This is a genomic window from Muribaculum gordoncarteri (assembly GCF_004803695.1).
In the GTDB taxonomy this organism is placed as follows: Bacteria; Bacteroidota; Bacteroidia; order Bacteroidales; family Muribaculaceae; genus Muribaculum; species Muribaculum gordoncarteri.
This window is the reverse complement of record NZ_CP039393.1, coordinates 99,258-113,807: the sequence shown is the minus strand read 5'-3', so window position 1 is coordinate 113,807 and position 14,550 is coordinate 99,258. Positions and strand designations below refer to the sequence as shown.

The following is a 14,550-nucleotide window of genomic DNA, read 5'->3' as shown; positions in this document are numbered from 1 at the left end:
TCATGTCACGAATAAACATATTTCTTCTGTCGGGCCTCGTATTGGCATCCTGTTCATCGAACAAGCAACCGAAGGAGGTTGAGATAAACGACTCGACAACTCCGCTTCACCTGCTGCAACCCGACTACACTAACCCATATAAAGTGTTAAGCGTCGATTCGGTAAAGGCCGACATCGACCGCGTGTTCTCATACATCGATTCAGTCACTCCGGCCCGCGTGGTCAATGAAGAGGATGAAGTAATAGACGACCTCACGAATCTGCCCGATGACGCAAAGCTGAACCAAGGCACTTACAGGTTGACGAGTTACGAATGGGGCGTCATGTACATGGCGCTGCTCGATGCCTACAACACTCTCGGCGATGCGAAATACAAGGATTATGTGAGCGACCGCATAGGTTTTCTTGCAAAGGCAGCTCCTGCGTTTGCGGAACTTGCGTCACGTACCGGCCGACATGACGGACAGATGCGTCAGGTGATAGCGCCCGCCACTCTTGATGACGCAGGCGCAATGTCGGCAGCTTTCATGCGTGCCGCAATGGCCGATTCCACATTGAAAATCGGCGACATAATCGAGCGTTACTACGACATTGTGGAGAACCACACCTACCGTCTTGCCGACGGAACGATAGCGCGCAACCGTCCTCACCACAATTCGGTGTGGCTCGACGACATGTTCATGGCTCTCCCGTCGATGGCCGCACGCTCGGCCTACACCAACGACCCGAAGCAGCTTGACGAGGCGGCACGCATAGCCGGACTCTTCATCGACCGCATGTGGATTCCCGAGAAGGGCATATTCCGTCACGGATATGTAGAGGGACTTGAGCAAGAGCCTTCGATGGCCTGGGGACGAGCCAACGGATGGGCGATATTGACCATGTGTCAGCTGCTCGACGCAATGCCCGAGAACCATCCACAGCGGGCAAAGATACTATCGACAATAAAGGAGCACATAAAGGGATTGTCGCAGCTTCAAGGACGCGACGGATTCTGGCATCAGCTGCTTGACCGCAACGACTCCTACGAGGAAACATCGGCCACGGCAATATTTGCCTACTGCATAGCTCATGCCGTTAATCAAGGCTGGGTCGAGGCTGTAACCTACGGCCCTGTCGCACAGCTCGCATGGGAGGCCGTTGCCTCAAAAATCAACGACAAGGGCGAAGTAGAGGGAGTGTGCGTGGGCACCGGCATGGGATTTGATCCCGCCTACTACTATTACCGGCCGGTGAGCGTGAAAGCAGCTCACGGATACGGGCCTGTTATATGGGCCGGTTCAGAAATCATCAAGATGCTGAACAGCAGCTACCCGAGATTGAACGACAGCGCCATACATTACTACAATGTCGATCCCGAAGCGACAGTGCCCATATTCAGCCTTGACGAGAACGGCAAGGCCACCGAGGTTCTTCATTGACAATCAATCAGCAACACTGTAAGAGATGAAACACAATGTCCATGTCACGGCAATGATGCTGTTGTGCAGCATTGCCGCATCGGCACAGTCGACCGATGCATATATAAAGTTACATGACTCCCACGGCAAGCATCCGCGCATAGTGTCGATCACCTATCCCGGCGATGCCAACACGCTCGATATGTATAACAGCATATACGGTCACGGAGCCGTAATAGAGAATCCATGGGTGGCCTATCGCGTATATATGGACAACCGCCAGAGCCTCGACCTCTATGTCAAGGCGGTGCCGCAGACGGAACTTGATGTGACGGGATTCTATACCACGCCACAGCAGATGGATGAGGGATACGGCTGCGATGTGCTTTGGGCCGGCAAATCAATCGGCGCCGGCTCTTTCCGCGGATGGCAGGAGGGGCCCGTGACAATTGATAACGTCACATCGAGGACTCAAACGGTGCTATCGCCATCAGAGATAGAGGTGCGTGACAAAGAGTGGATTTTCAACGGACACCCAATAGAGATGACGCAACGTTATACCGTGCGAGGCGACTCACGTGACCTTTGGGTAGAGATAACGCTGGAGGGATATAACGACGGTGACATGTTCAGCACCGGCATTCAAAAACTTGAGCTTGACAACCGGGGATTCATATCGCCCGACGGATATGCCGCGTCATGGGGCCGGAATGTCCCCGACAAGGGACATCCCGAACTCATAGAATCGGTTGGGCTCGGCATTTGTGTCGCACCCGAGAATATCGTCAAGTCGATGGAGGACGAACTGAACTACCTGTTTATCGTGCGCCCCGACAGTGACGGAAAGATACGTTACAGAGTCATCAGTTCGGGCGACAGGGAGAGAGGCGGATTCAAGTCGGCCGAAGAGTGGTTCTCATTCATGAGGAAGCATGCAGGCTCCGCTCAATCCAGAGGACGCGGCCCGATGTAGGACTCTTTCAATCCGCCGTAATCGATTATAATGCGCTGTATAATCAGACCCGGGTCTTGAGCAAGGATGCTCAGTGTGGCGGGCTTTCGGGGTGATGCGATTTTAAACGAGGCTTTGTTGGCCTTTCCGTTTTGCAGCACCTGGTCTTTCCATTCGAGCGACCACTCCTTGAGTATGTCGTCGAATATTACAGGCTCGTTGCCGTCGACCTTCATTGCAAACTTAGATTCAGCACCCTTGTACAACGGGAATCTCGGCATAGTGTACAAGATGACGGTTATTGAATCGGAATCGATGACGGGCAGTTGGTAATCGACTCTCAGACAAGAATCGTCGTCAATGGACGAGAGTGGCTGCAGGGGTTCGCCTAACTGCAACGACTTCCAGTCATAGCCTATGCCCTCCAGAATACGGATGGTGTGACCTGTACCGCAATTGGATGACTTGTAAGAGTCAACCGGAATTACGGCATAACCTGCAGGAATCTCCTTGCTCTTGTCGATTGACAGGTCGACAGCTTCGGGAGAATAGCCGTCATGATATTTGACTTCAGGCATTTTGTGATATAGAGCCACATATCCCGGAGGAATTGCCATCATTCCCTCCCATTTGCCGTCTAACTGGGTGTTGTACCTGTGGGACAACGCATTGATGCTGTCGTAGGCCTGCTGCGATTGCAATGCCGCCCAATTGGCCTTGCCATACTCCTTGGCCTCGGTCATTTTGTGGTTCAAACCGGCCATGAGGAACTTGCGGTTCATCTGGTTTGCTGCCATGACCGGATAGCCAAGCAGTTCAAAGAACGAGGCTTTGTAGTCAGCGGGCAGTTTGTCGTACAATTCGCGACAACGGTCGGCTATGTCACTGTACTCCTTAAGGCGAGAGGCGGCTTCATTGTAGTTGTCGAATGAGTACTCGGGATCTTTGAGTCCGGTGTATTGCGGTGAATCCCACTCGCGTTCCCACCCCATGAATTCGGGCTTGCGGCTCCACGCGAGGCGGTAGTATTGGTCAAGTATCTCCTGGAAATCGGGGGTGTATTCATCACCGAAAACCGACCCAAGGAATGCGCTTTGGCGACGGTTGATGTTTTCGTAATTGAATCGGTCAAAGTCCCACGCCATGTCGAAGAATGTCTGCACGGCAAGCTCCATGGGCTTTATGTCGCCTACGTTAAGCAGCCAATAGCGGTCGGCGCCTGTGTCGTAGGCCTTTTTCAGCTCCTCATACATCAGCACCGGCAACGGGAATCGACTTGCCGGTCACCCGGTGGAAATCGTCGGCAAACATTCCTGCCACGGTCACTATCAGGTGATGATCGAGAGAGTCAACGAGTATGGAGCATTTCCCAAGGTTGACGCTGTTGCCAACAGGCTGTCCCGAAACGCGTAATTGAGCATTGACCGGCAAGCCGACTAACGCAATCAGAAGACATATCGCAAATTTTACTTTCATGAATTTGAAGTTAATGTGATGACATGACAAATATCCTAAATATCCGGTAATCCGAATCTATTTTAATAATCGTCGGTTACGATAATTTATAATACGATAATTTATAAAATGAATCAGTCGGTATTGACAATGTGATGCAAATACCGACCGATCAAATAGGATATTTGAGCCTGTTATTACAGTTTTACACTCTTTTTGCTTCCGTCGTAAGGAACAGTTACGGGTGATGCGCCACCGCCATTTGACATCAATACGACATTGAAGTTGCGGTTTTTCAACATTCCGGGATATGTTCCCTTGCGGTCATCGATTGTGAGCGTGCGGGATTTATCGTTCCAGATGAACTTTATAGTCGAATATTGACCCTTTTCGTAGTTGTAGTTGTCAAATTCGTCCTCATACAGTGTAAATTCACCGTTTGCTCCGGGATAAACGCGTACGGTGAGGTTGTCCCAGGGCTTTTCGGTTGCATATTGAACATCGGGGCCCATGGGCATGATGCTGCCGGCCTTTACATAAAGAGGTATGGTCTTTATGGTAGTGGGCTTGCTGATGGTCTGGCCGCCTTTGTAGCGTTCATTTGTCCAGTAGTCATACCATGAAGCACCTGCGGGCAGATACACATCGGTTGAGTGCTGCTCCATGAAATTGACATTGCCCTTGGTGTTTTCGCTGCTTCCGGCCTGATCGCGGTTCCATCCGGTGTTTTCGTCAATCTTCATGACCTTTTCAGGAGTATATTGGGCGTTTACAACGGGAGCCACAAGCAGATTGTCGCCAAACATGTACTGGTCGCCGATGTTCCAGCCCTTCTTGTCGTTGGGGAAGTCCATCATGAGTGCGCGCATGAAGCTCTTGTCATCGTTGGAAACCTGCCATGAGGTCGAGTATATGTAGGGCAGAAGCGAGTAGCGCAGGCGTATTGCATCCTCGATGGCGTCGTATATCACATCGCCTTTCTGTCCGAAATAGTATATCTCGCGCATGATGTCGGCACCGTGGGAGCGCATCATCGGAGTGAATGCACCGAACTGCATCCAACGCACAAAGAGCTCCTGGAACAAAGGATTTTTTGTAGCCGAATTGTCGCCGTTGCGTCGGTTGTAGCCGCTGCAGAAGAATCCTCCTATGTCGGAGTTACAGTTGGGGTTGCCGGTGAGCGTGAAGTTGAGGAGTGCGGGTATCTGCTTGCGCAGCATGTCCCATGTAGAGTTGACATCACCGGTCCACACATTACATCCGTAACGCTGCTGACCTACATAGCCTGAACGGGTGAGGATGAACACTCGCTTGTCGTCGGTCTTGGCTCGCTGATGGTCGTAGACACCGCCTACGGTCAACAGAGGATAGGCGTTACGCACCTTGCGGAATGAGCCGAGATAGGTTTTGGTGTCGAAGTCCGCTGGCTTGACATCGAAATGGTCGGGCTCGGTAGAATCCATCCACCATCCGTCCATGTCGTAGTCATGGAGGCGTGACAGGTGCTTCCAATAGATGTCGCGTGCTTCGGGGCTGTAGGCATCGTAAACGCGTACACCCGAGGGATAGTCCATGCGGGGAGGCCACTGCTCGGCAATGCCCGATTGGGGCCATGTGGCGATGTTGAACAGCAGGCCCTTCTCGTCGAGGTCGCGGTAGGGCTTGGTCTGGGGTCCGAATGACGACCATATAGATATTATGGCATGGGCGTTGAGGCCGTGGATGTCGTCCATCATCTTTTGCGGATTGTTGAATTCGGGATTCATGAATTCCATTGCATTCCACAAGTAGTTGTTGCCCCAGTATTGCCAGTCCTGGATGATTCCGTCGAGGGGCACACCGAGTTCGCGGTATTTCTTGACCACGCCTACGGTTTCGCCCTGGCTCTTGTAACGCTCGCGGCTCTGCCAGAATCCATAGGTCCACAAGGGGAACATGGGAACATCGCCGGTCAGGGTGCGGATTTCCGAGATCACCTCGTCGGCGTTTTTACCTTCCATGAAGTAGTAGTCGACACATTCGCCCACTGCCGACTCAAATGCCGTTTCGTTGTCGTTGTCGATAAATTCGGTAGGAGAATAGTTGTCCCAGAACACGGCATAGCCTTTAGGCGATACGATCAAGGGGATTCCGTCCTCTATGTTGCCGGGCATGAGAGTGCGGTTGACGCCGCGCTGCGACAATTTGCCGTTTTCAAGGTTTCCGAGTCCATAAACGGGCTCATCTTTGTCGAGAACAAATGTCTGCTTTACCTTCAGAGCCGGCTCCCCGGCATCGTCCACGGGAGTGAATGAGGCTGCGGTGCCTTCCGAAAGCAATCGGCCTTTATTGTTGCGAAATGACACGGTACCGGTCTTCAGGTTCAGTGTGGCGGTAAGCTCTTTGCTGCTTAACACGACATTGTTGCCCGACTTTTTAGCGGTGAACTCGACCTTTTCAGGCGAGGCTATGACTGAGAAACTTTTGGGACTGCTCGGAGCGTCGGCAGGCGACTTTGTCACACGTACACTTGACGGTGTGTAGAGTTGCAGCTCAACATTCTGTCCGTTGGCAAGGGCCTTGATTCCATGTTGTGTCTGCTCGAAATTCTGAGCGACAGCACAAGCGAAACAAAGAATCGATGCCGAAATGCAAGATAGCGTTCGTTTGGTTATAAGATTCATTGGTTACTTGATTTTGTTAATTGGTTTATCATTTAATAATGCAAAATTAACAATCAGGAGGCAAAATGCAGAGTGAATAATGTAACATTTGTCTTTCCCCATGTAACATTGGAGATGACGGATGTTGAAATCAAGTCAACATCCGTGACATGGCGATGTTTTTGGAAAAACTTTCAATAAAAAAACGCGCCACCTATTGCGCATAACAAAAAAACGTATTATCTTTGCACTCACAATTTCGGTCCCATAGCTCAGTTGGTTAGAGCACCTGACTCATAATCAGGGAGTCCTAGGTTCAAGCCCTAGTGGGACCACAACTTAAAAATCAAGCAGTTACGAAACAAATCGTAGCTGCTTTTTTTGCCTTGAACACAAATCCGGACGCGGACTCGGTGTATGAGGCAGTCGGTGTTTAGCCGACGCCAACACGAGCCGCCACGCCGCGCCGCATTTTCGCAGTAATACAGATGTTTACAAGGAGAACTTTGAAACTTTGTAATAAATAAATTTGTTGTTGATTATAAAATGTCGTAGATTTGTAATCTAAATGATATCACTATGTATACATCGCTCGAAAAGAAAGCCCACGTGTTCCGACTGCCTGTCTATCTTCTTGACAAGCTGAAGGAACTTGCACAAAAGGATCGCCGCAGCCTTAACAACTATGTTGAGTGCTTGCTGCTTGATGCCGTGTATCACGAACCAAACGAGGAAACCATCGCCGCGTTGAACGATGCGAAAGCCGGTAAACTTGAAGGGCCGATTGATACTTCAAGTGTCGAAGCCATGCTTAAATCAATGGATTTATGAAAGAGCTTCGCTACACGCGACAATTTAAGAAAGACTTGAAGCGATTTCTGAATCAGCCTAAGAAACTCGAAGAACTGAAGATTGTCCTTGATATGCTCCGTAATGAAATTACGCTACCGGAGAAATATCGGCAGCACCCATTAAAAGGAGAATACTCCGGCTGCCTTGAATGTCATATTGAAGGCGATTTCCTGCTTATATGGTATGATGAGGAAAGTAATACTCTTGCATTGTTCAGGCTTGGCTCCCATTCAGAGCTGTTTAAGGATTAGGAATGAGTCCAACTAATCGGTTCGTTCAAAAAAAACGGGTATCTGGGTTCATTTTAAGGTTATTTTGGACTATGACTCTTGTATAATCGTCCCCAAAATAACGAACTTTGCCATACACTAACCAAAGTAGTGTAACGACACTATTTCAACGAAATCATATTGCTGAACAATAATGAATAATAAAGGTGCCTCTATGGTGGTTCCACACCACTTATAGCAGCGTTAAATATTTGGTTATCATCTGCTTAATCATTAGGCGATAGAGCAAGTGGGACCACTGGAAAATCAAGCAGTTACGAATCCAATCGTAGCTGCTTTTTCTTTTGCCTTGAGCACAAATCCGGACGCGGACTCCGCTACAATTCGTTTCAGCCGCTACTGGCACCTCTCTGTATTCACGCCCACTGTGTTTAGCCGATTCTTCAATTTTGGCAATGCCGAGCTTTTGCACCCCTCACAGTTTGCTACATAATTTTATAAGGTATAGCAAATAGAATTGCGATTAAGCGCAATTTTATTTGCTATAATTAACAAAATGCCGTCTATCTTCACCTTAAAAATCTCGGATACAAGATTAGCGTGGGAACTCTTCCCAACGGTGAAATTGATTTTGTTGCCGAAAAAGGCGGCACATCAGTTTATATACAGGTAGCGTATCTCATCGCTGACGACAATACAATGGAACGTGAGTTTGGAAATCTGCTGAAGATTCAAGACAACTATCCCAAGTATGTCATATCCATGAATCCGATGACACGCCCTCAGAACTACGAAGGCATAAAACATCTGACATTACGACAGTTCCTGAAATCAGATAACTTATAACGGTTCATTTTAGGGATTATCAATACGGGACTATTCCGATGGAGCAAAAGAAGAAGAAGTGTTCAGAGAGGCAAAGTGTCTGCACATAGCTGAAAATCAAAAGAAAAGTATTAACTTTGTATATGGAAACAGTTGTCCGCATTCATAACGAATCAGAATATAATGAAATATTGCAACAGGCTGTTGCAGTAATTGAAACCGCGAGAAGCAACGCAGCTTGTGCAATTATTAGCACTTCCAATGAAATGCATTGGCGTATTGGGCAGCTATTATATGAGCGTAAACTTGATAGCGCACATGGGGATGGTGTAGTAAAGCGACTATCTGTAGACTTGAAGTCGATGTATCCCAAAATGGGTATGTCGGTGAGCAATTTGTGGGCAATGAAGAAATATTATGTGCGGTTTCATCTCTCCGATCCAAAACTCCAACGCTGCGTTGGAGTTTTGCCATGGCGACACATAAATCAGTTGATGACCAAACTGAAAGATGATGACAACGCTATCCAATACTATGCTGAGAAAGTTATAGAAAAAGGCTGGAGCCGAGATTTACTCGTCAATGCCATAAATTTGGAGATGCACAAGCATCAGCCGGAGGCCAATATGTCAAACAATTTTGCCATTGCGCTCCCGGAGGCTCAGGCTGCATACGCCAACGAGGTTTTCAAGGATTCCTATTGCATGGGATTTCTCGGAGTGACTGAGCCGCTTCTTGAACTGGAGCTTGAGCGGAGATTGGTAGAGAAGATAAAAAAGTTTCTTCTTGAACTTGGTCAAGGATTTACATACATTGGCAATCAGCACGTCCTGTCCTATAATGGCAAGGATTACAAGGTAGATATGCTCTTCTTTCATCGGGGGCTTCGTTCGCTCGTCGCCGTCGATTTGAAAATTTCCGAGTTCATGCCCGAATATGTCAGCAAGATGAACCTCTATCTCTCGTTGCTTGATAGGCTTGAACGTGGCAAAGATGAAAATCCGTCAATCGGTATAATCTTATGCGCTGAGAAAGACAATGTAGAGGTCGAGCTTACCCTCGAAGGCTTTACTAAGCCCATCGGCGTGGCCGAATACAAACTTATCGTGCCTCAAAAAGAGTTGAAACAGCTAATCACCGACGAAATAAAGACTTTCAACCAAGAAATAGCAGAAAAAGCTACAGAACTCCTATCAGAATAAGATATCACGTAAAGTTTTCCTTTTGCCCAGCCCACATATATAGTTAGGTTTAGTTTGTCGGGCATATATAAAGCCCGAACTAAACCAAACTGATTTATCGGCGTGGCGTAGTAAGGGGAGGGCAATGGTCATGATGGCTGGGGAAAAGAAGCTACATTATCCGCATTTTTATGGTGGTTGCCGTGGAGATGCGGATTTTTCTTGCCCGATTCTTTCATATACATATTGCCGATTTCATAATGTGACGCTCCAAGTCCCATTCGCCTGCATATTGGCGGGTGAATTGTTGTATAATCTTATATTGTTCAGTCAGTTCGCTCTTTGATTTATGGTTTTGGTGGTTTGCTGCCGGACTTGGCTATCCCCAATATTTTCTTGACAAATGCAGATTTGGCATCGGTATATCCGTCACGGTCATGCTTGAACTTTGGCAACAGGCTTAATTTCAGCGTTTCATATTCGTGAGCTATTTCCGGATGACAGTTTAGATAGTCACGGAAAATGATTTCGTCATTGTCGCCTATGGCATGAAAATGAATATGGAACACCTTTTCGGCATATCCCTCCGTAGTATATCCCTTGTTGAAACTCATGCGGGTATCGGAAGAGGACATACATATATACCCCGCCGCCTCCATGGTTGCACGGACACGTTGCCAATCGGCGCAGGGCGCGATTTCAACAAGGATGTCGATTGTCGGCTTGGCCTGAATGCCGGGAATCGCAGTGCTGCCGATATGGTTGAAAATCGGAGCATATTCCGAAAGGAGTGCAGAAAGATCATCTATTTCAACCTTCGCCCAATCCTTCCATTGCGGCTGATGCGGCGTCAGGACAATGGGAAATAGTTGCCACAGTTCTTCCAATGTCATGTCCTTAAGAGTTTTCATCTGGTATTTCCCGAATGGTTAAGGTGAAGAACTGCTCCTGGATATTGGAATACGCGAAGCGCTTTGCTCTGCAAAGAATCTCGGAGGCTATTGCTGTCAGCCGTTCAATCAACTGCTTCTTCTGTTCAGCGGTCAATCTGCCGCTTTCGATTGATATGTATGGCATGCTATTTCCTCCTGGATTTCGGGAAAGGTAAATCTTCCCATAACATCTCTATCACTCTCAAAACCTTTTGTCTGTCTTGGAAATCAAGGATATATGCTTCTTTTGCTCCTCCATAAGGGCAACCGCATTCCGCATCAGCCATTAAATCTGCAATGCATGGCAGTTTTTTGACAAAGGCCATATTGTCGCATGCGGTTATCACACATTTGTCATTCAGATAAATAACATAATCTCCCATCATTTTGCGGGAACGAACCACTCCTAAAGGGGCGAGTGCGCTGCAGACGAACTCAATGAAATCGGCAGTACAGGGCATGTTTTAATTACGGGGGAATAATGTGCAGAATCCCTGCTTGTTGAACTGATAGTACATTTCGATTCGCTCGGGAATATCATTCTCAAGCAATGTGAGCAACTCCTTTGCAAATTCAAGCGTGGCCGAGCCGTTTGCCGTCACGATATTATTGTCGCTTACGGCTTGTGCGTGGATATAGCCTTCGGGATTAGTGTAATTTTTACCACCCCAGATTTTCAATTGCTCCAATCCGTTGCCAGTATGCTTCACGGCATTGAGGAAACCGTGTCTTGCCATCCACGAAGCAGCGTTACATATCGCGCCAATCACGCTGCCTTTTTCAACGGCTTTCTTGACAATACACTTGACTTGATCGGCTATCGGTGTAGCCCATCCGAAACCACCGATAAGCACCAATGCTGCATAATCGTCGGGCATCGTGTCAAACGAATAGTCGGGCAATGTGCGGAAACCGCCTATGGATTTTACAGGGTCCAGCGTCGGCGCCACTACCTTGTTGACATACTTGGGATGCTCTTTCATCGCAAATTCATCGGAAGCGATAGCTTGCGAGAGATAAACGGCCTCATGCGCGGCATAATCAGGCAAGAGGATATAAAGAATTTCGTTGCTCATAAAATTATCTATAATGAGGAATTAAATAACACACAGTTGATATGCCAATGAAAAAGATAAGCCACGGAATTACAACCATAAGAAACGTTACAGTAAAACCTTCTTTAAATGAATATGATTTTTTCCGGGTTTCAAAATCTAATTGTTTATAAGATCTGATTGTTTCATCAATAAATGCCTCATCTTTGATGTGGTTGATTAACAAATTGGCCACTAACAGATTGACTACGGCCACCGCCAGTATTATTTCTAAATTGTAAGCACTTAGGGAACCAACGATTCTGGCATATAGAAATATAAAAATCAACTCTATGGGAACAAGCGCAAAAAACAGAATACTCTTCATAATCGGATACTCGTCTTTTATCTCAAACGGTTGTTTGAAATAAAATTCTTGCGATGCCATTCTCAGCACTATCCATTTTTTGACTATGTATCTGTGTACTTTCAAAATCATATCGATGATTATTGGGATTATTATTGCGATTATTATTCACCAATAAATATGGCCCAATCACAAAGATATGAAATTTCCATGTGGTTTCAACGATTAAGTGTGTTAACCCGGCAAGATTTTTGGGAGGAGGTCCCGCAAAGCCAAGCAGCTACGCAAAGACCCGAAACTTCACTAAACCAATTGCCACCGTGAGTTTTCTCTCGGTGGCGTTATCCTTATAAAGCATCTATATTCCCGGATTGTATATCCGGAATAGAGCTTCGGATTTTCTCAATGGGCCAGTTCCACCATTGTATCTCCATAAGTTTCTTTATAACTTCCGGAGCAAATCGTTTACGAATTTCTTTTGCCGGTATACCGCCCACTATTGAATATGGCTCAACATCTTTGGTAACGACAGCTCTTGTCCCGATAATTGCACCGTCGCCGATAGTTACTCCCGCCATGATTACCGCATCGTAACCAATCCATACATCATTGCCAATCACAATATCGCCTTTGTTGTCCCAAGCTGTGGCAACATCCGATTTCGGCAAATCCCACTCCTCAAAGAACAAAGGGAATGTATAGGTAGACAACGATTTAAGCGTATGATTGGCGCAGTTGAAAATAAACTTCGCTCCGCAGGCTATCGAGCAGAACTTACCGATAATAAGTCTGTCATTATTTATCGGATAATGGTAGAGCACATTGTTTTTCTCGAAATCCCGCGGGTCATTCACAAAATCATTGTAGATAGTGAAGTCGCCGACCTCAATTGTAGGGCGCGTGACAACCGATTTCAGATACACCGTCTGATTATCACTGGAACGCGGATATATCATCTTATCCATACTTCTAAGTATTCTGAATACTATTTCTTTTGTTTTTGAAAAACTTAATACGCTTTACGGTGTGTCCTATTGCAATGGCAATGAATATAAATCCAATTTTACCATGAACGCCTCCTAATGAGGAATGTGTCCATGAGCCGATCCAATGAGCGGAAGCTACAATCGCGCTTATGAGAGTCAGCAGTCCGAATACGGCAAGCCAACGAGTTATAAACGATTTCTGCTTACGAAACTTCTTTAGCCACGATTTCCAACCGAAATGCAGATATAAGTGCCAGATAATATTAGCAAAGAACAGACATCCGACGATTATATGTAAGCACACCCAGAGGACGGCTCGACTTCCAGTCGCTTCAAGTTGGATGCTTGAGACAAGCATCACAACAACTGCCACGAGCAGCAACCAATCACATATTTTTAATTTCTTCGCCTTTGTCATGGGTTGCAATTGCGTTTAATCTCGTCGATTGACTTGCCGCCGATACCGAAGTTTTCATCTGACAACTCCTCAATTGTAACCGTAAAGAACTGCTCCTGGATATTGGAATACGCGAAGCGCTTTGCTCTGCAAAGAATCTCGGAGGCTGTTTCTGTCAGCCGTTCAATCAGCTCTTTCTTCTGTTCAGCAGTCAACCGTCCGCTTTCGATTGATATGTATGGCATCGTAAGAATTATTAGAGTTTGTTTTTGCTCCCGAGGTTATAAGGACAGATGTCTCTACATTTATGGCAAGATATTTTCCATGTTTTTTGTTCCTCGTCATCGCCAAATGCATGGTTCCAGCAATCAAGTTGCTTTAGTTCTGATTCAGACAGAGCGTTGATCGGACAGACATCGACACATAAATTGCAGTTGTTGCATATTGGAGCGAGAAGCGGGTCGGGTTCAAATTCATGCTCAGATAACACAGCTCCCAGCCATACCATACTGCCATATTCAGGTGTAATCAGCAAGGAATGTCTGCCTATTGTCCCTATTCCTGCTGCCTGTGCGGCATGTTTCTGAGATACTATTGAACGGAATCTATTGGTTGCAGAGTTCCAAAGACTCTCATTGGTTGGTATCGGGACGCAGACTATTCCATGTTTTTCCATCTCAATACAGAAATCCATGGCAATAGCATCCAGTTTGGGTGTCATGGAATTTCTGACACGAGTGTAAGGTACGGCTGATTTGCACCTAAGTGTCCCGACTGGAAACCGGCACGCAAAAGATATGACTGATTAGCACGAGGGCATCACATCTAAGGGATGGAATCCTTTTGGTGCACCATCGAACCGGTCAATAGAGGCCACGCCACACAAATCTGCACCCAACGTATACATGATCTTCTTTATTTCTATCTTATCCATTATTTCTGTAGACTTTTATTTTCTTTTTATCGTCTGACATTTACGTTTCGTCATTTCCTCGGCGAAAGCCTGTTCTCCATGTTCTTCGATATAGCGGATGCAAGCCGCGCGGTCGGAGTTGAACAGGAATGCGAATATCTTGCCAATGAAATTGAAATATATCTTGCACTTGGCCACGTCCTTATGACATTCGGCACAAGTATGGAAATCATGACTTCTGACGCATGACCGTATCTTACACCACGTTGCTTTCTCATTATCATGGCAACCGGCACATTTGTCCGCCAAATACTTGCGGCACGCTCCACAGTAGAAGCCGCACGCCGCTATGAGTTCTTTGTTTGCTTCTATTTTTTCCATATC

The 14,550-nt window shown here is 46.8% G+C and carries 17 protein-coding genes and 1 tRNA gene; 7 read left to right on the top strand and 11 right to left on the bottom strand.

Going from position 1 to position 14,550, the window contains the following annotated elements; all coding sequences use genetic code 11:
- The first annotated feature begins 2 nt into the window (after window positions 1-2).
- Window positions 3-1,421: a glycoside hydrolase family 88/105 protein gene (locus tag E7746_RS00500; protein WP_136409481.1), complete on the top strand. Its 1,419-nt coding sequence runs from the start codon at window positions 3-5 to the stop codon at window positions 1,419-1,421.
- 25 nt (window positions 1,422-1,446) lie between these two features.
- Complete coding sequence (locus tag E7746_RS00495) at window positions 1,447-2,373, top strand: DUF4861 family protein (RefSeq protein ID WP_136409480.1); 927 nt, start codon at window positions 1,447-1,449, stop codon at window positions 2,371-2,373.
- Here the strand turns inward: E7746_RS00495 and E7746_RS00490 are convergent.
- From E7746_RS00490 to E7746_RS00480, 3 genes are all read right to left on the bottom strand, one after another.
- The gene (locus tag E7746_RS00490; protein WP_136409479.1) at window positions 2,346-3,605 is read right to left on the bottom strand and encodes a glycosyl hydrolase 115 family protein; all 1,260 of its coding nucleotides are present in this window, start codon (window positions 3,603-3,605) and stop codon (window positions 2,346-2,348) included. The two genes, E7746_RS00495 and E7746_RS00490, sit on opposite strands and share 28 nt — an antisense overlap.
- Window positions 3,598-3,828: a hypothetical protein gene (locus tag E7746_RS00485; RefSeq protein WP_136409478.1), complete on the bottom strand. Its 231-nt coding sequence runs from the start codon at window positions 3,826-3,828 to the stop codon at window positions 3,598-3,600. The genes E7746_RS00490 and E7746_RS00485 overlap by 8 nt, the downstream gene beginning before the upstream one ends.
- A 176-nt stretch (window positions 3,829-4,004) precedes the next feature.
- Complete coding sequence (locus E7746_RS00480; protein WP_136409477.1) at window positions 4,005-6,470, bottom strand: glycoside hydrolase family 31 protein; 2,466 nt, start codon at window positions 6,468-6,470, stop codon at window positions 4,005-4,007.
- Window positions 6,471-6,710: 240 nt separating this feature from the next.
- On the opposite strand from E7746_RS00480, the gene E7746_RS00475 reads away from it, so the two are divergent.
- The 5 genes from E7746_RS00475 (at window position 6,711) to E7746_RS00455 (ending at window position 9,558) form a co-directional block, all read left to right on the top strand.
- Window positions 6,711-6,784: transfer RNA gene (locus tag E7746_RS00475), tRNA-Ile, on the top strand.
- 244 nt (window positions 6,785-7,028) lie between these two features.
- On the top strand, window positions 7,029-7,280 hold the full coding sequence (locus tag E7746_RS00470) for a toxin-antitoxin system protein (protein ID WP_202877161.1): 252 nt from the start codon (window positions 7,029-7,031) through the stop codon (window positions 7,278-7,280).
- Window positions 7,277-7,552 (top strand): type II toxin-antitoxin system YafQ family toxin, encoded by a 276-nt coding sequence (locus tag E7746_RS00465; protein ID WP_136409475.1) that lies wholly within the window; start codon window positions 7,277-7,279, stop codon window positions 7,550-7,552. Before E7746_RS00470 ends, E7746_RS00465 begins: the two co-directional genes overlap by 4 nt.
- 678 nt (window positions 7,553-8,230) lie before the next feature.
- Complete coding sequence (locus E7746_RS15185; protein ID WP_238337272.1) at window positions 8,231-8,377, top strand: hypothetical protein; 147 nt, start codon at window positions 8,231-8,233, stop codon at window positions 8,375-8,377.
- A gap of 122 nt (window positions 8,378-8,499) precedes the next feature.
- Window positions 8,500-9,558 (top strand): PDDEXK nuclease domain-containing protein, encoded by a 1,059-nt coding sequence (locus E7746_RS00455; RefSeq protein WP_136409473.1) that lies wholly within the window; start codon window positions 8,500-8,502, stop codon window positions 9,556-9,558.
- A gap of 326 nt (window positions 9,559-9,884) precedes the next feature.
- Here the strand turns inward: E7746_RS00455 and E7746_RS00450 are convergent, their stop codons facing one another.
- From E7746_RS00450 to E7746_RS00405, 8 genes are all read right to left on the bottom strand, one after another.
- On the bottom strand, window positions 9,885-10,448 hold the full coding sequence (locus E7746_RS00450) for a GrpB family protein (protein WP_136409472.1): 564 nt from the start codon (window positions 10,446-10,448) through the stop codon (window positions 9,885-9,887).
- A gap of 167 nt (window positions 10,449-10,615) precedes the next feature.
- Entirely contained in the window at window positions 10,616-10,855 is a 240-nt protein-coding gene (locus tag E7746_RS00440) for a transcriptional regulator (RefSeq protein WP_238337270.1), read from the bottom strand.
- Window positions 10,856-10,933: 78 nt separating this feature from the next.
- Entirely contained in the window at window positions 10,934-11,545 is a 612-nt protein-coding gene (locus tag E7746_RS00435; RefSeq protein ID WP_136409469.1) for a DJ-1/PfpI family protein, read from the bottom strand.
- Window positions 11,546-11,549: 4 nt separating this feature from the next.
- Window positions 11,550-11,951 carry a hypothetical protein gene (locus E7746_RS00430; protein ID WP_136409468.1) on the bottom strand — a complete coding sequence of 134 codons (402 nt, stop codon included), beginning with the start codon at window positions 11,949-11,951 and terminating at the stop codon, window positions 11,550-11,552.
- A 266-nt stretch (window positions 11,952-12,217) separates the two neighbouring features.
- Window positions 12,218-12,835, bottom strand: a complete 618-nt coding sequence (locus E7746_RS00425; RefSeq protein ID WP_136409467.1) for a CatB-related O-acetyltransferase — start codon at window positions 12,833-12,835, stop codon at window positions 12,218-12,220.
- A 435-nt stretch (window positions 12,836-13,270) separates the two neighbouring features.
- Complete coding sequence (locus E7746_RS00415) at window positions 13,271-13,498, bottom strand: tautomerase family protein (protein WP_136409465.1); 228 nt, start codon at window positions 13,496-13,498, stop codon at window positions 13,271-13,273.
- A gap of 11 nt (window positions 13,499-13,509) precedes the next feature.
- Complete coding sequence (locus tag E7746_RS00410; protein ID WP_202877160.1) at window positions 13,510-13,974, bottom strand: 4Fe-4S double cluster binding domain-containing protein; 465 nt, start codon at window positions 13,972-13,974, stop codon at window positions 13,510-13,512.
- A gap of 228 nt (window positions 13,975-14,202) precedes the next feature.
- Window positions 14,203-14,547 (bottom strand): DUF3795 domain-containing protein, encoded by a 345-nt coding sequence (locus E7746_RS00405; protein ID WP_136409464.1) that lies wholly within the window; start codon window positions 14,545-14,547, stop codon window positions 14,203-14,205.
- Window positions 14,548-14,550 lie beyond the last annotated feature (3 nt).